13 protein-coding genes are annotated in these 18,981 nt (G+C 63.1%); 7 read left to right on the forward strand and 6 right to left on the reverse strand.

Annotated elements, in window-relative coordinates; all coding sequences use genetic code 11:
* Positions 1 to 3 precede the first annotated feature (3 nt).
* From MKI88_RS10945 to MKI88_RS10965, 5 genes are all read right to left on the reverse strand, one after another.
* Positions 4 to 879, reverse strand: a complete 876-nt coding sequence (locus MKI88_RS10945; protein WP_241631414.1) for an SMP-30/gluconolactonase/LRE family protein — start codon at positions 877 to 879, stop codon at positions 4 to 6.
* A gap of 3 nt (positions 880 to 882) precedes the next feature.
* A complete protein-coding gene (locus tag MKI88_RS10950) occupies positions 883 to 1,686 on the reverse strand; it encodes an SDR family NAD(P)-dependent oxidoreductase (protein ID WP_241631415.1) in 804 nt (267 codons plus the stop codon).
* Complete coding sequence (locus MKI88_RS10955) at positions 1,673 to 3,103, reverse strand: aldehyde dehydrogenase family protein (protein ID WP_241631416.1); 1,431 nt, start codon at positions 3,101 to 3,103, stop codon at positions 1,673 to 1,675. Before MKI88_RS10955 ends, MKI88_RS10950 begins: the two co-directional genes overlap by 14 nt.
* The gene (locus MKI88_RS10960; RefSeq protein WP_241631429.1) at positions 3,100 to 4,236 is read right to left on the reverse strand and encodes a fumarylacetoacetate hydrolase family protein; all 1,137 of its coding nucleotides are present in this window, start codon (positions 4,234 to 4,236) and stop codon (positions 3,100 to 3,102) included. The genes MKI88_RS10955 and MKI88_RS10960 overlap by 4 nt, the downstream gene beginning before the upstream one ends.
* Before the next feature lie 196 nt (positions 4,237 to 4,432).
* Entirely contained in the window at positions 4,433 to 5,713 is a 1,281-nt protein-coding gene (locus tag MKI88_RS10965; protein ID WP_241631417.1) for a cation:proton antiporter, read from the reverse strand.
* Between the two features lie 179 nt (positions 5,714 to 5,892).
* Between MKI88_RS10965 and MKI88_RS10970 the strand changes: the two genes are divergently transcribed.
* The 3 genes from MKI88_RS10970 to MKI88_RS10980 all read left to right on the forward strand — a co-directional run bounded on the left by MKI88_RS10970 (position 5,893) and on the right by MKI88_RS10980 (position 9,402).
* Complete coding sequence (locus MKI88_RS10970; RefSeq protein WP_241631418.1) at positions 5,893 to 6,918, forward strand: LacI family DNA-binding transcriptional regulator; 1,026 nt, start codon at positions 5,893 to 5,895, stop codon at positions 6,916 to 6,918.
* Positions 6,915 to 8,207, forward strand: a complete 1,293-nt coding sequence (locus tag MKI88_RS10975; RefSeq protein ID WP_241631419.1) for an MFS transporter — start codon at positions 6,915 to 6,917, stop codon at positions 8,205 to 8,207. The genes MKI88_RS10970 and MKI88_RS10975 overlap by 4 nt, the downstream gene beginning before the upstream one ends.
* Positions 8,208 to 8,337: 130 nt before the next feature.
* Positions 8,338 to 9,402: a Gfo/Idh/MocA family protein gene (locus MKI88_RS10980; RefSeq protein WP_241631420.1), complete on the forward strand. Its 1,065-nt coding sequence runs from the start codon at positions 8,338 to 8,340 to the stop codon at positions 9,400 to 9,402.
* Between the two features lie 43 nt (positions 9,403 to 9,445).
* Here the strand turns inward: MKI88_RS10980 and MKI88_RS10985 are convergent, their stop codons facing one another.
* Positions 9,446 to 11,953: an exo 1,3/1,4-beta-D-glucan glucohydrolase gene (locus MKI88_RS10985; protein WP_241631421.1), complete on the reverse strand. Its 2,508-nt coding sequence runs from the start codon at positions 11,951 to 11,953 to the stop codon at positions 9,446 to 9,448.
* Positions 11,954 to 12,353: 400 nt separating this feature from the next.
* On the opposite strand from MKI88_RS10985, the gene MKI88_RS10990 reads away from it, so the two are divergent.
* From MKI88_RS10990 to MKI88_RS11005, 4 genes are all read left to right on the forward strand, one after another.
* Positions 12,354 to 15,521 (forward strand): TonB-dependent receptor, encoded by a 3,168-nt coding sequence (locus tag MKI88_RS10990; RefSeq protein WP_241631422.1) that lies wholly within the window; start codon positions 12,354 to 12,356, stop codon positions 15,519 to 15,521.
* 159 nt (positions 15,522 to 15,680) lie between these two features.
* The gene (locus tag MKI88_RS10995) at positions 15,681 to 16,409 is read left to right on the forward strand and encodes a SapC family protein (protein ID WP_241631423.1); all 729 of its coding nucleotides are present in this window, start codon (positions 15,681 to 15,683) and stop codon (positions 16,407 to 16,409) included.
* Between the two features lie 36 nt (positions 16,410 to 16,445).
* Positions 16,446 to 17,477 (forward strand): cupin-like domain-containing protein, encoded by a 1,032-nt coding sequence (locus MKI88_RS11000; protein WP_407073344.1) that lies wholly within the window; start codon positions 16,446 to 16,448, stop codon positions 17,475 to 17,477.
* A 22-nt stretch (positions 17,478 to 17,499) separates the two neighbouring features.
* On the forward strand, positions 17,500 to 18,981 hold a 1,482-nt coding region (locus tag MKI88_RS11005), incomplete at its 3' end, for a tryptophan halogenase family protein (RefSeq protein ID WP_241631424.1).

Genomic DNA, 18,981 nt, shown 5'->3' on the forward strand with positions numbered 1-18,981 from the left:
ATGTCAGTTATCGAGTGATATCGCCGTCATGGGCAAGCCCGGCACTTCGACACGAAAGCTGAACAGGTCGCCGGCATGCGGCTGGTCGGCCAGCTCGGCATCGGACAGGCCCTTGCGCGCGGTCGTCGCATAGGCCGTGCGAAATCCGCTGCCGCCAAACGCGATCTTGGTGACATTGGCAACGGGAAGGCGGACGAAGCCGGTGAGCTCGCCCGAAGGCGAGTAGCGGCGCACGCCCCAGCCGCCGAACAGCGCGATCCAGACATTGCCCTCGCTGTCGACGGTGGGGCCGTCGGGATAGCCCTTACCCTCCTCGATCGTCGCGAAGACGCGATGCCCACTGACCATACCATCATTGGTGACATCGAACGCGTGGATCGTCCTGCCCAGCGTGTCGACGTGGTAGAGGATCCGGCCATTGGGTGAGAAGGCGGGGCCGTTGGTGATTGTCACCGGGGCGATCCTGGCCTTCGCAATATGGCCACGGTCATATTGCCAGACCTGGCCTGTGGCTTCGGTTTCGCCATCATCCATGCTGCCAAACCAGAGCCGGCCCCGCGGGTCGACGGTCGCATCGTTCAGGCGATTGCCCGGGATGTCGGCTTCCGGGGCGGCGAGCGCGATGAAGCGCTTGCTGGCCGGATCGAAACGGTGAAGTCCTGACTGGAGCCCGGTGATGAGGCTGCCGTCGCTGGCGGGAAGGATCCAGCCTGGCTGCGCCGGGGCGTCCCAGCTTTCCAGGCGCTCTTCCACGGGATCGAAGCGATGGATCTTCTTCTGCTTGATATCGACGAACCACAGCTTCTGCTCGCTCACGGACCAGCACGGGCCTTCGCCCAGCGTTGCACCGACTGCGCAAACCGAAGTGGCGCCGGTCATCGCTCAGCGCCAGCCGGCATCGACGAAATAATCGTGCCCGGTACACATCCGGGCGTCGTCGGAGGCGAGGAAGACGGCGAGGGCGGCAACATCGGCGGGCTGGATGCGTCCGTCGAGGCATTGCGCCGCGACAATCTCCGCTTCGCCCTCCGGTGTGTACCACTTCATCTGGCGCGGCGTCTGGACATTGCCCGGGACGATCGTGTTGACGCGGATATTGTCGCGGCCAAGGTCGCGCGCCAGCGAGCGCGTCAGTCCCTCGATCCCCGCCTTGGCGGTCTGGTAGAGCACCAGATCGGCGAGCGCGAGATGCCAGCTTATCGAGCCGAAGTTGAGGATCACGCCGCCGCCCGCACGCTTCATCGACGGAATCACCGCCTGCGCGGCAAAGAAGAGGTGGCGCAGGTTCACTGCCATGCGCTCGTCCCAATATTCGGGGGTCACCTCGGCAATGGCATGGCGGTCGTCATTGGCGGCATTGTTGATGAGCACGTCGATGCCGCCCAATTCCTCGTCGAACGCCGCGACCACCCGGCGCAATCCGGCGATGTCGGTCAGATCGCAATGTTCGAAACGCGGCGGGTTTGCCGCGGCGGGCGCAAGCCGCTCCACCAGCGCCTGCGAGGGCGCGTCGACAACATCGACAAAGGCGACATGCGCGCCCTGGCGGACGAAGGCCTCGACCAGTGCCTCCCCGATTCCGGTACCCCCGCCGGTGACCAGAATCCGCTTGTCCGCAAGGCTCGGATAAATGGCGCTCTGCGTGGCAGGGATCGTCTCGTGCAGCAAGGATTCAGTCTCCGACATAGACGGTCTTCGTCTGGGTATAGAATTCGATCGCGGCGAAACCCTGCTCACGCGCGCCATAACTCGACTTGCGCGTGCCGCCGAAGGGGACGTGGTAATCGACGCCGGCGGTCGGCAGGTTCACCATGACCATGCCCGCGCGGACATTGCGGCGGAAATCCCGCGCATGCCTGAGCGAAGTGGTGACGATGCCCGAGGACAGCCCGAACTCGCCCTGATTGGCGATGTCGAGCGCTTCCTCGTAGCTCTTGACGCGGATGGTGCTGGCGACGGGGCCGAACACCTCTTCATTGTTGATCCGCATCCTTGGATCGGTGTCCGCGATCACCGCGGGGCTCATGAAATAGCCGGGCGTAGCGAGGTTCAGTGCTTCGCCGCCCGTGACCAGCCGCCCGCCTTCCTCGGTCGCGACGCGGACATAGCGCAGATTCTGCTCGAACTGGCTTTCGCTCGACGCGGGACCCAGCTGGGTCGAGGGATCGAGCGCATTGCCGACCCTGAGTGCCGCCGCCTTCTCGGCGAGCGCCGCGACGAAACGGTCATGTATCCCGTCCTGAACGATGATCCGGCTCGACGCGGTGCAGCGCTGCCCGGTCTGGAAGAAGGCGCCGTCGAGCGCGATTGCGACCGCGCGCTCCAGATCGGCGTCGTCGAGAATGACGAGCGGGTTCTTGCCGCCCATTTCGAGCTGGACGCGCGCCTGCCGCGCCATGGCCCCCATACCGACCTTGGCGCCGACGCCTTGCGAGCCGGTGAAGGAGATGCCGTCTATTCCGGGATGGTCGACGATCGCCGAACCCACACCACCCGTTCCGAGTATCATGTTGAACACGCCCGCAGGCGCGCCCGACTCGTGGATGATGGTCGCCAGCGCGTGCGCGATGGCGGGCGTCGGATTGGCGGGCTTGAGCACGACGGTGTTGCCAAAGGCGAGCGCGGGCGCGGCCTTCCAGGCGGGGATCGCAATGGGGAAGTTCCAGGGCGTGATCAGTCCGTACACGCCCACCGCCTCGCGATAGGTCGAAACGTCGAGCCCCGGCCGCGTCGATTCAAGCGTCTGTCCGTGCCGGCGCAGCGCCTCGCCCGCAAAATATTTGAAGATACGCGCGGCGCGCATCACTTCGCCCGTGGCCTCGGGGAGCGTCTTGCCTTCCTCGCGCGCAAGCAATTCGCCAAGCTCCTTCGCACGCGCCATGACGGTTGAACCAACCTTGTCGAGCAGGTCCGAACGGACCTCGGGCGAGGCGCCCGCCCATCCCGGAAAGGCCTTGCGCGCGGCCTGGACGGCTGCATCCACTTCCGCCGCGCCGCCATCGGGAAAATTGGCGACGACCTCGTTGGTGTCGGACGGGTTGATGCTGGCATTGGGCGTATCGGCGCCGACTGCTTCGCCGCCGATAAAGTGCGTGAGTTTCATGGAGTGCCTTCCGGTTGCCGGGTCGTGGCGGCGAGCAGGCCGCGCTCCGCAAGATTGGTCATCAGTGCGCCGATTCCAAGTGTCCAGGGCGCTGCGGCCTTCGAGGTGGTTACACGGTTGACCAGCGTGCCGAGCCGCGGCGTCGAAATGCGCACCACGTCGCCGGGCTTGTGCGTGAATCCGCGTCCCGGTTCATCACGATCCTGTACGGGCGCGAACAACGTACCAAGAAAAAGCGCAAAGCCATCCGGATATTGATGCTCGCTGAGCGCCTGACCCACCAGCGCCTCGGGGTCGCGGCTGATCTCGCGCATCGAGGATGTGCCTTCGAGGCGATATCCGTCCTCGCCCTCGATGAGCAGGTCGACCTTGGTGCCGCGCACATCGTCCATCGTGAAACCGTCGTCGAACAGCCGGATGAAGGGCCCGATCGCGCACGACGCATTATTGTCCTTGGCCTTGCCGAGCAACAGCGCGCTGCGACCCTCGAAGTCGCGCAGGTTCACATCGTTGCCGAGCGTCGCGCCGACCGCATCCCCCTTGGCATTGACGACAAGCACGACCTCGGGCTCAGGGTTGTTCCAGGTGGAATCGGATCGCACGCCGATATCGGCGCCCCAGCCGACAGCGGCGAGCACGGGCGCCTTTGTGAATATCTCGGCGTCCGGGCCGATCGCGACCTCGAGATATTGCGACCATAGCCCTTCATCGATCAGCGCCGCCTTGAGCGCGGCCGCGTCCTCGGAACCAGGAACGACCGCGCGGATGCTTCCGCCGACACGTGCCTCGAGCTTCTGACGTACCGCGGCGGCCGCGCCGGCGTCACCGCGTGCGCGTTCCTCGATCACGCGCTCGATCGCCGACAGCGCAAAGGTAACCCCGGCGGCCTTGATGCATTGAAGGTCGATCGGCGGGAGCAGCGCGATCGCTGCATCCGAAAGCAGCGCCTCCAGCGGCCCGAGCTCTTCGCCTTCAAGCGCCGTGAGGTCGTCGCGATCGAGCAGCACCGAAACCGTCGGCGCCAGGCGGACCATGTCATGCACAACGCCCTGGCGCACCAGCACGGGGCTCGGCCCCTTTGCGGTGTTTATCCGGCCGACCAGAATCGCGGAGCGCCAATCTTCGGGCAGCATTTCCGCCGCTGCGAACTCGCACCACCCCAAGACGCTCTCCACGGATATTGTTTTTGATAGCGCTAACATTGTCGGCTCCGTGCGATCTGTCAAGTGTCACGAAACGTTCGGTTGCAAATCACTTATGGTGTGGCGCGCCACCCGGCAGGCCGCGGGACCGCCAACCTGCCGCCCCCGAATGTGTAGGCAGACCTCCTCAGGCTTCGATCATCGCAGATGAGCGATATTTGCTAAGATGCAATGCGCGTCGCACCAGTGGCCCTGTCATCATCGTCGTACCCACCGCCATGATCACGAGCATCGTGAAGACGTCCTGCGGGATGAAGCCGAGGCTGAAGCCGATATTCAGGACGATGAGTTCCATCAGTCCCCGCGTGTTCATGAGCAGACCGGTGGCGGTCGATTGCACGGCATCGAGACCGGCTATGCGGGATGCAGCATAGACCGGCAGAACCTTGCTCAATGTGGCAGCCGTAAAGATGGCTGCGCACCACGCCAGATCCGTTGCCGTGTCGAGCCCGGCGATATTGGTGCCCAATCCTGTATAGGTGAAGAAGATTGGCAGGAAGAAGACCAGCACGAACTGCCCCAGCTGGCGCTGCCACGCGTCGACAAAATCGCGATGGCGGTGGAACAATAGCCCAAGCAGGAACCCCCCGAAGATCGTGAAAACGCCCAGTTTCTGGGTAGCGATGCCCGCCATGAATATGAGCGCGAGGACAATGACCATCAGTTGTGGCGGAACCTGCCCATCAGCGACGGGCATGGCTCTCAACAACCGGTCCACCAGCGGGCGGCCAAAGAGCCGCAAGACTGCTGCGAGCGCAATCAACCCCAATATCTGCAGGCCCGACCCGCCAAGCGTGAACTGTGCCGATGCCAGGGCCGCTATGGCTGCCAGCAATGTCCAGCCAACGACGTCGTTCACCGCGGCTGCCGAGATCGAGATCACGCCGATATCGGTCTGCGTCAGCGCATATTCCCTGAGAATGCGGCCTAGCACCGGAACGGCGGTGATGGAAAACGCAACCGAAAGAAAGAGGCTGTAGATGAGCGGATCGACACCCGGCGCAAGGATGGGCGCGGTCAGATATCCGAGGAGCCCGCCGACGCCGAGCGGCGCTGCGATGCTCGATATCGCGATCAGGATCGTCGCCTGCCTGTTGCGAGGCGTGCGCAAATGGCCAAAGTCGAAATCGCTGCCAATCTGGAACATCAGCAGGATCAGACCGATCTGGCTGAGGATCTGGATGACCGGCATGCCCAAGGGATCAAAAATCGCTGCCGACGCCTCGGGAAACAGGAAGCCGAAACAGGAGGGGCCAAGGATGAGGCCGGCGACAATTTCGCCCACGACCCTTGGCTGACGCAGCGCGGTGGCGGCGTTGCCTGCAGCCCTCGCCGCCAGGATGATCACGATCACCTGTACCAGCGTGGCGACCAGCACTTCCTCGACCTGATGAACCGAGTTCGTCATGCATCCCCCAAAGCCTCTCGCGGGCCATTGTCTTACGTTGTCAAATATTGGTACCGTAGTTCAGGCAGGCCGGCAATGGCGGTCCGCAAGCGCGGCAGCCGCCAAAGCAGAATGCATGATGGCGGTTCGCACAGGCTTTGGTATCTGGTCACATATGTCGAGTAACGAGGCGGCGGGGAATGTCGGGCAAAAAGCGTGCAACCATTGTCGATGTCGCATCCGCTGCCGGGGTATCGATCAAGACGGTGTCGCGCGTGCTCAACAACGAACCGCATGTGCGCAAGGAGTTGCAGGACAAGGTTCGCCGCGCCACCAAGTCGCTCAACTACCAGCCCAATGTCGTCGCGCAGGGGCTCGTCGGGCGACGCTCCTATCTGCTTGGCCTCGTTTACGAAAATCCCAGCCCCAACTACGTCGTCGAACTGCAGCACGGCGCGCTCGACCGGCTCCATGGAGAACGATATCGCCTCGTCGTGCTGCCCGTGGAATCGGTCGCCGACGTTGCGGGCAACATGCTGGCGCTGCTGCGATCCGCAGCCCTTGACGGCGTGGTACTGACGCCGCCCGCGTCCGATCATCCCAAAATCCTTGAGGAACTGCGCGAGAGCGGATTTCCCTTCACGCGCGTTGCGCCGACGCGCTTTCCCGATATCGGGCCAAGCACGACCACCGACGATGTCGAGGCGGCGTGCGCGATGACGCGCTACCTGATCGAACTGGGGCATCGCGACATCGGACTCATCAAGGGCGATCCCACACACTCTGCTTCCGAGGCGCGCCTGTTCGGGTTCTCCAAGGCGCTGGGAGAGGCGGGAATTCCGCCCCGACTCGACCTGATAGAGCAGGGCATGTTCACATATGATTCGGGCGTGGAGGCGGGGCGAAGATTGCTCGACCGAAAGGACCGGCCGACGGCCATCTTCGCGCAGAACGACGATATGGCGGGAGGCGCCATCATGGCGGCGCACGACTTGGGCATTGACGTGCCGGGCGATGTGTCGATCGTCGGCTTCGACGACAGCCAGATCGCCAAGGTGACCTGGCCGCGCATCACGACGATCCACCAGCCCGTCTATGACATGGCGCGATCGGCGACCGACATGCTCGTCGCCATGCTCGACAAGAAGCCTTATCTGCCAATGGTCGAGCATCCCTTTGAGCTGATCGTCAGGCAGTCCGCAGGGCCGCGACGGGCGGAACCTTGATCGCGCGAACCGAACGCTTTGGCTATGCGGCCGGCGATCTCGGCTTCAACCTCGTGTGGCAATCGATCGAGCTTTACCTGCTGTTTTTCTACGTGGAAATACTCGACCTCCCTCTCGGCGTGGCGGCCGGGATCTTCCTGCTGGGCGCGATGGTCGACTGGATCGCCGACCCGCTGATAGGGGTGGCGGTGGACCGGTCCGCTGACCGCTTCCCCTTGCGGCTTTGGATCCTGCTTTCGGGGCCATTGGTGGGGACCGCGCTGGCGCTTGCGTTCCTGCAGCCGCCCTTCGACGGCGGCGCATTGATCGCCTATGCGGCGCTGACCCACATCTTGCTGCGTTTCGCCTATAGCTGCGGCAACATTCCTTATGCAGCGCTCACAGCGCGCATGACCGACGATCCCGCCGAGCATGTGAGACTAACGTCCATCCGCATGCAGGGCGCAGCATTGGGCGGGCTGGTGGCAGCGTTGATCTATGCCGTCGAGCCCGCGAATGATGCCGGCAGCGGGCACCGCTTCCTGACGGGCGCACTCATTCTGGGGCTCCTTGCGCAACCTTGTTTTTTCACGACATGGCGGCTCGTGCGCGAACGGGTCGCCACCGTCGGATCCTCTCGGCACCTGTCTCCCGCATCGGAGTTCCGGGCCTATTTCGCACTGTTCCGTGAGAGTGCTGCGCTGCGCAGATTGCTGGCCACCATCCTCGTCGCCGGCCTCAGCACCACGGCTACCTTCAAGTCGATCCTCTTCCTCTACAAACATGACCTGCAGGCCGGAGCCTGGGGCTATTGGGCGGCGCTGCTGCCCTCGGTCGCTCTGCTCGTTACAGCGCCCATGTGGAGCGCGTTCTCACAACGCCTCGGCCGTGGCGGCACGCTGATGGTGGCGGCCGCCATTCATTGGGGGGCGCTGCTGGCGATACCCCTTGTACCCGAACAGGGCATCGGCATGGTGACGTTGCTGCTGGGAATCGCGATCGCAGCGAGTTGCGGCATGTCGGTGATGTTCTGGTCGCTTGTTCCTGCAGCGATCGAAGACCTGGAATGCAATGCGGCCACTGCGCCGTGCGCGGCGCGCGTCTATGCCTTGTCGACCACAACCCGCAAGCTTGGTCAGGCGCTGGCGCCTCAGCTGATCGCATTAAGCCTGGTCGTCACCGACGCCGATGGGACCGGGGGGTCGACCGTGCCGGCAATCATCGTCGCAGCGACGCTCTGCCTGGCAACGGTCATGCTGTATCGGCCCACGACGCGGCGACATGACACTGACCACGTGGTCGGCGCATAGCAATCAGGTCATTCGCTCGCTAAGATAGCGCTACCAGTTCTGCATATCGCCGCACGCTTTTGCAGGGAGAAGTCGGTTGAGCACCGCCGGGCATGACAGACGCAGCGTGATACAGGGCTTTGGATCGACGATGCTGACGGCCGCAATCGCACCGGGCACGGCGATGTCCGCACCGGGTAATCGCAAGATGGGATATGCGATCGTCGGGCTGGGTTCCTACGCGACGCGACAGATCATGCCGCAGTTCGCAAATTGCGAAAGTGCGCGCCTTGTCGCCCTTGTCAGCGGCACGCCCGCCAAGCTCGAGCGCTACGGCGCCGAATATGGCGTGCCGCGCACGCATTTGTACAATTATCAGAACTTTGACAGCATTCGCGACAATCCGGATATCGACATCGTCTATGTCGTGCTGCCTGTTTCCATGCACGCCGAATACACGATCCGCGCCGCCTCCGCCGGCAAGCATGTCCTGTGCGAAAAGCCCATGGCGATGTCCTCGGCCGAGTGCGAGGCGATGATCGCGGCCTGCCGACAGGCGGGCAAGCGCCTCATGATCGGCTATCGCTGCCATTTCGAGCCGCATAATCGCCTTGCGATCGAGCTTGCGCGCGCGAAATTTGTCGGGCCGACACGCCAGATCACCGCGGCGCATGGCTTCAACATCAGCGCCGGTCAATGGCGGCTGGATCGTACAATGTCGGGCGGCGGGTCGCTGATGGACATCGGCATCTACAGCCTCAATGCCGCGCGCTATCTGACGGGGGAGGAACCGACCGAGGTGGTCGCGCTGGAATCAACCGACGGGGACGATCCGCGCTTCCGTACCGTGGAAGACCGGATCGACTTCACACTGCGCTTCCCCTCGGGAGTGATCGCAAGCTGTGTGTCGAGCTACAGCTCGGGCCATAACGACTATCGCGTCATCGGAACCAATGGCTGGATCGCGATGGAACCTGCGACGCCCTATTCGGGCCATGTCATGCATGTTCGCAAGGACGGCGTTACCGAACGCCGCGAACTGCCGCCGCCCGTGAAGAACCAGTTTGTGGCGCAGCTCGACCATTTGCCCGAATGCGTCAGCGCGGGGAACGAACCGATCGTGCCCGGCGAGGAAGGGCTGAGGGACCTCCGCATAATCGAGGCGATCTACCGGTCGGCGCGGGAGCGGCGCGCCGTCACGCTGGTCAGTGCGTGAAGCTGGATCGGCGCTGGCCCGCGCAGCCGCTGCCGCGTCCCGATCAACTGCATGGCAGCACGTCGTCAGCGACCGTCCCCAACGCCACCCGCGACAGACTCAGATCCATCCGCCCCGCCGTCGTCAGCTGAAACGGTGCGACGAGCCGCGACATGTCGGCGCCTGCCTGAGCGAAGCATTTGAGCGGGATTCCCAGGGTACGCCACTGCCCAGGCTCGATATGGCCCTTTAGCCGCAACGGCGCCGCACCCTGGCAGGTGTCGCCGCATCGCGCGGTAAGCGTCGCGCCTGCGGTTGGCAGCGCATCGACGCGCATCGTCATGAGCAGCATCACATCGCCATTGGTCTCGCGCGTGACATCGATGGGCGTGTGGGTGGCCAGTTCCACCGTAGCCGGGCCGTCACCGCGCCAGACGAAGCGCCGCGCGCCCTCCTGCGTCAGATGGTCGACCGCACTCACGCGCAGGCGCCCGCCCGCCGCTTCGACCGGTGTCGTCGTGATCCGGGTCGTATTGGCGGTCCCGTCATTCACCTGCAGCGACCAGCCCGATGTCGGCAGTCCCTGATCGAAATAGGTGCCGGCAAGATCCGCGTCCGACGCGATCCCGGGATCTTCGGCAAGCGAAGCCAGCGCCCCCGCATCTCCCGACTTCAGGCCGTAGCCAAGCGCGAAAAGGTCTTTGCCCTGAGCATCGGCGGTCAGCGGCCAGCGATAGGCCAGCCGCCCCTGAAACTCGTAGGCGACGCTGCCATCGGGCTTGCGGAAGAGCATGTCCGCAACCCCTGCTCCTTCGGAACCGGGCAGCCACGCCGCTACAAAGGCATTGGCCGCGTTGATCTCGCGGTTGACCCATAGAGGACGTCCCGAAAGGAAGACCGCGACGACCGGGATTCCGGCTGCCTTGAGGCGACGCATGATGGTCAGGCTGCGGTCATTGTCACCCCTCAGGTGCAGCGATTTGATATCGCCCTGGAACTCGGCATAGGGCGTTTCGCCGAACACGACGACCGCCGCGTCGGGCTTGTCGACATAGCTGCCGTCGACGGACAGCCTCGCCGATCCTCCCGACGCGGTTACAGCATCCTTTATGCCCTTCCAGATTGAGGTCGCGCCTGGAAAGCGGCTGTTGTCGATCCCTGTCCCCTGCCAGGTGAGCGTCCATCCACCCGATTGCTGGCCGATATCATCGGCCGCGGCGCCCGCAACGAGGATCCGCGTGCCGGGCTTCATCGGCAGCAACTGTCCTTCGTTCTTCAGCAGGACCAGCGACTTGCGAACGGCTTCGCGGGCCAGCGCGCGGTGTCTGGCGCTTCCGAGCAGTTCGAAGCGCCCCGAGAGCGCGCGCGTCGACGGGCGGCCTGCTTCGAACAGGCCCGCGCGGATCTTCACACGCAGGATATTGGAGACCGCATTGTCCAGCCGGCTCATCGGGATCGTACCGTCCTTCGCCTGCGCGAGCAGGCTGTGCCAGAGCGGCTTCCAGCTGTCGGGCGCCATATACATGTCGAGGCCCGCATTGATTGCCTGAGGACAACTGGCGTTGGTGCAGCCCGCGACTTGGCCGTGCGCGTTCCAGTCACTGATGATGAAGCCGCCAAAACCCATGCGCTTTCGCAGCACGTCGGTCAGCAGCCCTTTATGGCCGGTCAGCTTTTCGCCGTTCCAGCTCGAAAAGCTCGCCATGATCGTCTGCACGCCAGCGTTGATCGCGGGGATATAGGGTGCGCCGTGAATGTCGCGCAGCTCCTCCTCGCTGATGCGCGCATCGCCCTGGTCGCGCCCCTCGAAGGTGCCGCCATCGGCGAGGAAGTGCTTGGTACTCGCAAGCACATGAGGCCCGGCAAGGATCGGGCTCTTGCCCGGCGCGCCCTGCAGTCCCGTGACAAAGCGCCCGACATAGCTCGACACGAGCGCGGGATCTTCGGAATAGCCCTCATAGGCGCGACCCCAGCGCAGGTCCTGCGGCACCGTCACCGTCGGCGCAAAGGTCCATTCCATGCCCGTGGTGCGTAGCTCCACTGCGGTGGCTTCGGCGATGCGCGCGATCAGAGCGGGATCCCGCGCGGCACCCAGGCCCACATTGTGCGGGAATAGCGTCGCGCCAACGATGTTGCTGTGGCCGTGTACCGCGTCGGTGCCCCACATCACCGGAATGCCAATGCGGCCCCCCGTCGTGTCCACCGAGGCGTCGTAATAGCGGTCCGCGAGCGCGAGCCATTTTGCGGCTGGCGCAAATTCGTCGTCGTCGGGTGCCGAGTTGCCGCCGTTCAGCACCGAACCGAGATGATAGCGACGCAGATCTTCCGGTGTGACGCTTTCGATATCGGCCTGGACGACCTGCCCGACCTTTTCCTCGAGCGTCATCCTTGCCACGAGCCCGGTGACGCGTGCCTCGAGAGCGTCGTCGTGCGGATAGGGCCACTGTGCTTTAGGCCAGATTTCGGGGTGAACGGCAGATGACCGCTTTTCCTGCGCATAGCCCGCAACTGCGCAGGAGGCGGCCACACTGGCCGCGACAAACAGAGCGTGACGCACGGTCGAAAGGAGCACCTGGAAATCCCCTGCTTATGCGCCGCTGCGTTGGCGCGCATTCAATCCAAACAACAATTCTGTTGACAACGTTGCCAACAAAATCTGATCCTGTCCACCCGATGCTGCCGATTCCGTTGATCTGGATGGAGGATGCCAATGGTTTCAGACAACGTTCGTCCCGCATTTCCGACCGCTTGCGCGGTTCGGCGAGCAGAGATCCGTGCATCGGGATGCGATGCCTTGCCAAAAAATGTGGAAATTTGGCCACAGTAGGCAGTTTTATTACGTAGATGCCCGTTCACTGCATCGAATCGGGCTTGACCCATAGCGGCGGTATGATAGCGATAACATCGACAAGTTGATCTGAACGCAGACAGCGCTGTCAATGCCGTAAGAGCTGCACAGGAGGAGGGGGTTCATGAAGAGGCTAGGTTTTCTCCCAATATTTACGCGGTCGGCATCGTCGATCGCCTTGGCCGCTGGCCTGATGCTTCCCGGCGGCGCGCTTGCCCAGAATACGGCGCCGCAACAGGAAGAGGCCGCCGAAGACGAGATTATCGTCACCGGCATCCGCGCCAGCCTTGAAGCGGCAATGGACATCAAGCGCGAGTCCACGGGCGTCGTCGACGCGATCTCGGCCGAAGACATCGGCAAATTCCCCGATACCAACATCGCCGAGTCGCTGCAGCGCATTCCGGGCGTGTCGATCGACCGCGTCAACGGCGAGGGCTCGAAGGTGACAGTGCGCGGCTTCGGCCCGCAATTTAACCTCATCACCCTCAACGGCCGTCAGCTCGCCACCTCCAGCGTTGGCGTCGTCGGCGGCGACCAGGATGCCGAAAACCAGCAGCCGACCAGCCGCTCCTTCGATTTCTCGAACCTTGCCTCGGAAGGCGTTCGTACGCTGGAAGTCTACAAGACCGCCCGCACCGCGCTGCCGTCGGGAGGTATTGGCGCCACCATCAACGTCAAGACGCAGCGGCCGCTTGAAAGCGGCGAAAAGGGGCTGCATGGCAGCGTCGGCGCCAAGGCTGTTTACGATACGAGCGCTGACGGCTTCGAGGTTACTCCGGAATTCTCCGGCATCGTCGGCTGGACCAATGACGAGGAAACCTTCGGCGTTTCGCTGTTCGGCTCCTATCAGGACCGCAAGAGCGCGGCGGCAAGCGCGACCTCGAACGACTGGAACATCAGGACGTTCGGCGATTTCCTCAATCCCAACAATGGCTTTGTTCGCGCGGACAATCCGGCGACGCCGGCCAACGAGGCGACCCAGATCGAAAATGCGCCGACCGATCTCTCGACGCTGGTCGGGGTGCCCAATGACAGCCGCTATCACTATTCGGAATCGGAACGCGAACGCATCAACGGGCTGCTGACGCTGCAGTTCAAGCCCATGGAGACGCTGACGCTGACGGCCGATGCGCTTTATGCGCAGAACAAGGTCAAGGAGGAACGCCTTGACCAGACCAACTGGTTCAACCGGCCCTTCAACCAGGTGAGGTTCGACGACAACCCGGTCGTGCCCACGACGGTATTCCTTCAGGAAACGCTGAACGGCGTGAAGGACATCGGCTTCGAGCAGCAGTATCGCGCAACCAAGTCCGATCTTTACGCCTTTGGCGTGAATGCGAACTGGGAGATCAGCGACGGCTTCACGCTGAACCTCGATGCCAACACCTCCAAGGCAAAGGACCGGCCCGATTCACCCAATGGGGCGAGCTCGACGCTCGTCGGCATCGGTGCTCCCGTCGTTTCAGCGCACTCAGTCGATTTCAGCGGCGGCATTCCGGTTCAGGAGTGGACACTCAACGACGCTCTTCGCGGCAACAACAATGGCGCACTCGATATCGGCGATCTGGGAACGCAGGTGGCGCGCACCGTCACCGCGCGTCAGGAGCATCGCATCAACCAGTTCGCCGCCGACCTGGGTTGGGAGTTCGACGGGGGCGGCCGCTTTGACATCGGCATGAACTATATCGACTCCAAGATGACCAGTCAGAGGTCGCAGACCCAGCAGACACTCGGTGACTGGGGCATCAACAATGTCGGCGACGTTCAGGCGATTGCCGGCGACCTGATCGACCAATTCTGCCTTGAGTGCAAATTCGATCACTACAAGCCAGGGAATGCGGCGGTCGCATTTCGCGGCAACGCGGTTGATCTCTACCAGGCGCTGTCATCGGCATATGTGGCGGACGGGAACCCGCTCCTGCCAGGCGTGCAGCCGGGCAATCCCGTCAACGCAACGGCCGGTCTGGACGACGAGGTCAAGGAGAAGATCTGGGCTGGCTATGTCCAGTTCACCTGGAAGGGCGACTTCATGGGCCGGCCCGCGGGTGTGGTCGCGGGCGTCCGTTACGAAAACACCAAGGTAACCTCCAATTCCATCGTCACGCAGCCGGACAGGATTGCATGGGTTTCCGACAATGATTTCACGACCGTGCTTTCAAGTGCGACGGTACAAATCCAGGCGGAGGGTGAGTATAACAACCTGCTCCCGGCCATCGACTTCCAGATCGAGCCGATGGACAATCTCCTTGCGCGCGTATCGTACAGCCGGACGCTGGCCCGCCCGGACTATGGGGTCCTGTTTGCATCCCGGTCGGTGGACAACAACAATCCCAACCGTCCAACCGCGACTGGTGGTGTCGCGACCGGCACGTCGGGTAACCCTGGCCTCAAACCGCTCATCTCGGACAATTTCGACGTGTCGCTGGAATGGTATTTCGACAAGTCCAGCTATGTCTCGGCCGCGTTCTTCTACAAGAAGGTGAAGAACTTCCCCGGCGCCGGCCAGATCGAGCAACCGCTGTTCGGTCTGCGTGACCCAAGCTCGGGTGCGGCCGGAACGCGGTCGGGCGCTGCTCTGGCCGAACTTCAAAGGCTCGGCCGCGACATCAGCGACGTGAATCTGTTCACGATGACCGCGCTGATCCAGGAGCAAGGCGGCGGTATCGATGCGGCTACGGTCGCTGCCGCCTCCGCGATCTATCAGGCCAACGAGACGGCCGGCACGCTCAATCAGGCGTTCGTCGACCAGGTGCTCGGACGGACGGACATCATCGCGAACTCGTCCGATCCATTGTTCAATTTCTCGGTGGACACGCCGGTCAACAGCGAGACGGGCAACATTCACGGCTTCGAGCTTCAGGGTCAGTATTTCTTCGGAGACAGCGGCTTCGGCATCGCCGGCTCGTACACCAATGTGAACGGCGATGTAGGTTTCGATATCGGCGCCGATCCCAACCAGGACCAGTTCGCCCTGACCGGTCTTGCCAACAGCTACAACATTACGGGCATCTTTGAGAAATACGGCATCTCCGCGCGCATCGCATATAACTGGCGCGACAAGTATCTCAGCAGGCTCAACCGTCAGGGGAGCAGGAACCCGGTGTTCGTTGCGCCTTTTGGCACGCTGGATCTGAGCATCACCTACGACATCACCGAAAATATCCAGATGTCGTTCGAGGGCGTCAACCTGACCAGCGAGCCGGTCAGGACCTATGCTCGCGACAAGGACCAGCTGTGGTTCGCGCAGGAGCTGAAACCACGCTTCTATCTGGGGGCGCGCTACCGGTTCTGAGTGGGCGGGTCGCACAAGGGAAAGGCCGCTGTTCACGGCGGCCTTTCCTCTTTTGCACCGCGCTATTCCGGTTGAGCGCTCCGGCGCTTTGTTCCATCATGACCAGCATATCCGCGGATGCGCGTCGCGGCAGGAAAGACCAATCGGGCCGGACATGGCATGACCAACAGGGTATTACTCAACAACGTCGATCATCACGACCTGCGTGTCATCGCCGGACATTCGGCGGAGTTCGGCGACAGCGTCAACCAGGTCCTGATCTTTCCCACCGAGTTCGAGGACATCCAGCGCGAATACCCGATCCTGTTTCGCAAGGATGCGAACGGAGAGTTCCAGTCGGTCGCGCTGCTCGGTCTCGACCGCGACGAAAACCTGTTCCTCGACAAGATCGGCTGGCAGGGACGCTACGTACCCGCCGCGCAGCAGCGTGGGCCCTTTTCCATCGGGCTTGCGGCGCAGCAATGGGCGGATGAACCACGCGCCGAACCGATGATCCATGTCGATCTCGACCACCCGCGCATCAGCAGGGAGAAGGGCGAGCCGCTTTTTCTGCAACATGGCGGTAACGCGCCCTATCTTGAGCATGTGGCGCGCACGCTGCGCGTCATCTACGCGGGGCTGGAGATCAGCAAACCCATGTTTGCCGCCTTCGAGCAGGCGGGCCTGATCGAGCCCGTTCGGCTCGAGATCAAGATCAGCGACACCGAGCAATATGATGTGTCCAGTTACTGCACCGTCGGGGAGGATCGGCTGGCCGGGCTTGACGGCGCTACGCTCGAGCATCTCAACAAGGCCGGTTTTCTGCGCCTTGCCTTTTCGGTCGCGTCATCGCTGCGCAATGTGAGCCGCCTTATCGAACTCAAGAACCGGAGGCGTTGGGCGAGCTGACATGCATTGGCGGCGGCACAGAACGGCAGCTTTCGGATGATGGCCGTTGCACGCAGGACGCAAGTGATCGCCGGACTTGCGCCGGACGCGATCCCTTATGCCGAGCTGATGGATGCCCAGCGGCCCGCGATTCTGAAAGGCGTGGCGCGCGACTGGCCGCTTGTGGAGCGAGGCCTTGAAGGCGCGCAGCAGGCGATGGCCTATCTCCGGCCATTCTACAACGGCCGGCCGATCGCAGGCTATACCGGGGCGCCCGAGATCAACGGCCGCTATTTTTACAATGACGACCTGACGGGCCTCAATTTCGAGGGCGAGCGCGTGCTGCTCGACGAGTATCTCGAGCGCATGCGCAGCGAGCTCGGCAATCCCGACGCGCCTTCCTTCTACATCGGTTCGACCGATGTCGACGCCCACCTGCCGGGGATGAGGGATCAGAACGACCTCATACTCAACGATGCAATGTTCGCGCAGAACCCGCCGATCGTCAGCATCTGGATCGGCAACCGCACGCTCGCCTGCGCGCATTATGACATGTCGAACAACATCGCCTGCTGCGTGGTCGGCCGCCGACGCTTTACGCTGTTTCCGCCCGAGCAGGTCCACAATCTCTACCCCGGCCCGCTCGAGCCCACGCCCGGGGGCCAGGTGGTCAGCATGGTCGATCTGCGCGACCCCGACCTTGAACGTTACCCGCGCGCGCAAGAGGCGCTGGCGGCGGGCGAAGTGGCCGAGCTGGAGCCGGGCGATATCCTCTTCTATCCAGCGCTCTGGTGGCATCAGGTCGAGGCGCTCGACGCCTTCAACGTGATGATCAACTATTGGTGGAACACGTCGCCCGCCTTCATGGACACGCCGATGAACACATTGCTGCATGCGCTGCTCAGCCTGCGTGACCGTCCCGAGCCCGAGAAACGGGCATGGCGCGAGCTGTTCGATTATTATGTCTTTGGCCCTGCCGAGCGCGCGGCGGCGCACCTGCCCGAAGCCGCGCGCGGCAATCTGGGACCGCTCGACGAGATCAAGGCCCGGCGCTTGCGGGGATTGCTGCTGAACCGGCTCAATCGGTGAGCACGTAAAAGGGGGGAGTGCCATGGCCGAACAGATCGTGAAGCGCGTCGTGATTGCAGGGGGCGGCACCGCGGGCTGGGTTGCCGCCACCGCGCTGTCCATGCGCCTGGGAAGTCTGCTGGACATCACGCTGGTCGAGTCCGACGAGATCGGTCGCGTTGGCGTCGGCGAGTCCACCGTTCCAACCGCGCACACATTTCATCACCTGATCGGAATCGACGAACAAGAATTCATGCGAGAGACCGGCTCGGCCTTCAAACTGGGCATCAACTTCGAGAACTGGGGGCAGATCGGCGATCGCTATATCCACTCCTTCGGCACGCTCGGAAAGTCGACCTGGATGGCCGACTTTCACCATGTCTGGCTCGGCGCGAAGGCGCAGGGTCTGGCCGGAGACCTTGGTGACTATTGCTTCGAGCTGCAGGCCGCGCTGCAGGGAAAGTTCGCGACATCGGACAAGATCAAGGTCAATTACGCCTATCACCTCGATGCGAGCCTCTATGCCCGCTATCTGCGGCGGCTGAGCGAAGGCCGCGGAACGCGCCGCGTCGAAGGCAAGATCGCTTCGGTCGATCAGCATCCCGAGACGGGCTTCATCACCGCGCTGGTGCTCGAATCCGGCGAGCGGCTCGAGGGCGATCTGTTCATCGACTGCACCGGCTTTCGCGGCCTCTTGATCGAGCAGACGCTGAAAGCGGGGTTCGAGGACTGGAGGCACTGGTTGCCCAATGACAGCGCGCTCCCCGTGCAGACCGCCGCCGTCGGTCCCGCAATGCCCTATACCAGCGCCATCGCGCATGATGCGGGCTGGCTGTGGCACATCCCGCTCCAGCACCGCGTCGGCACCGGGCTCGTCTACAGCAGCGATCACCTCTCCGACGATCAGGCGCATGCGCGGCTGCTCAAGATGATCGAAGGCGAGGTGCTGATCGACCCCTGGCAGCTTCGCTTCCGCGCCGGACGCCGCCTCAAGGCCTGGGACAAGAACTGTATCGCACTCGGGCTTGCGAGCGGCTTTGTCGAGCCGCTGGAATCGACGAGCATCCACATGATCATGATCGCGGTCACACGGCTGATCCAGCTCTTCCCTTTCAATGGCTGCAACGACGCGCTGATGCGGCGCTATAACGACTTGGCGCGCGACGAGATCGAGAAGATCCGTGACTTCGTCATCATGCACTACAAGTTGACCGAGCGCGACGACACGCCCTTCTGGCAGCATTGCCGGACCATGGACATTCCAGACACGCTGGCGCAGCGCATCGCGCTGTTCCGCGAGGACGCGCATGCCTATCAGCATGTCGAGGAATTGTTCCGGATCGACTCCTGGGTGCAGGTCATGCTCGGCCAGCGATTGCAGCCGCAAGGATATCATCGCTTCGCGCACGCGATGCGCCCGGAGCAGCTGCAACAGGCGCTCGGCGACCTGAAGGCCAATATCGCCAGCGCCGTCGCCAGCCTGCCCATGCAGCAGGAGTTCCTCGAACAATATTGCCCTGTGGCA

It is taken from the genome of Sphingomonas sp. LaA6.9, from assembly GCF_022601895.1.
Lineage (GTDB): Bacteria > Pseudomonadota > Alphaproteobacteria > Sphingomonadales > Sphingomonadaceae > Sphingobium_A.

What these genes read in the sequence shown, in the direction of transcription:
- MKI88_RS10990 (WP_241631422.1), top strand. Translation starts at nt 12,354, where the DNA reads ATGAAGAGGCTAGGTTTTCTCCCAATATTTACGCGGTCGGCATCGTCG.
- MKI88_RS10945 (WP_241631414.1), bottom strand. Translation starts at nt 879, where the DNA reads ATGACCGGCGCCACTTCGGTTTGCGCAGTCGGTGCAACGCTGGGCGAA.
- MKI88_RS10995 (WP_241631423.1), top strand. Translation starts at nt 15,681, where the DNA reads ATGACCAACAGGGTATTACTCAACAACGTCGATCATCACGACCTGCGT.
- MKI88_RS10980 (WP_241631420.1), top strand. Translation starts at nt 8,338, where the DNA reads ATGCTGACGGCCGCAATCGCACCGGGCACGGCGATGTCCGCACCGGGT.
- MKI88_RS10965 (WP_241631417.1), bottom strand. Translation starts at nt 5,713, where the DNA reads ATGACGAACTCGGTTCATCAGGTCGAGGAAGTGCTGGTCGCCACGCTG.
- MKI88_RS10970 (WP_241631418.1), top strand. Translation starts at nt 5,893, where the DNA reads ATGTCGGGCAAAAAGCGTGCAACCATTGTCGATGTCGCATCCGCTGCC.
- MKI88_RS10960 (WP_241631429.1), bottom strand. Translation starts at nt 4,236, where the DNA reads ATGCTGCCCGAAGATTGGCGCTCCGCGATTCTGGTCGGCCGGATAAAC.
- MKI88_RS10950 (WP_241631415.1), bottom strand. Translation starts at nt 1,686, where the DNA reads ATGTCGGAGACTGAATCCTTGCTGCACGAGACGATCCCTGCCACGCAG.
- MKI88_RS10955 (WP_241631416.1), bottom strand. Translation starts at nt 3,103, where the DNA reads ATGAAACTCACGCACTTTATCGGCGGCGAAGCAGTCGGCGCCGATACG.
- MKI88_RS11000 (WP_407073344.1), top strand. Translation starts at nt 16,446, where the DNA reads ATGATGGCCGTTGCACGCAGGACGCAAGTGATCGCCGGACTTGCGCCG.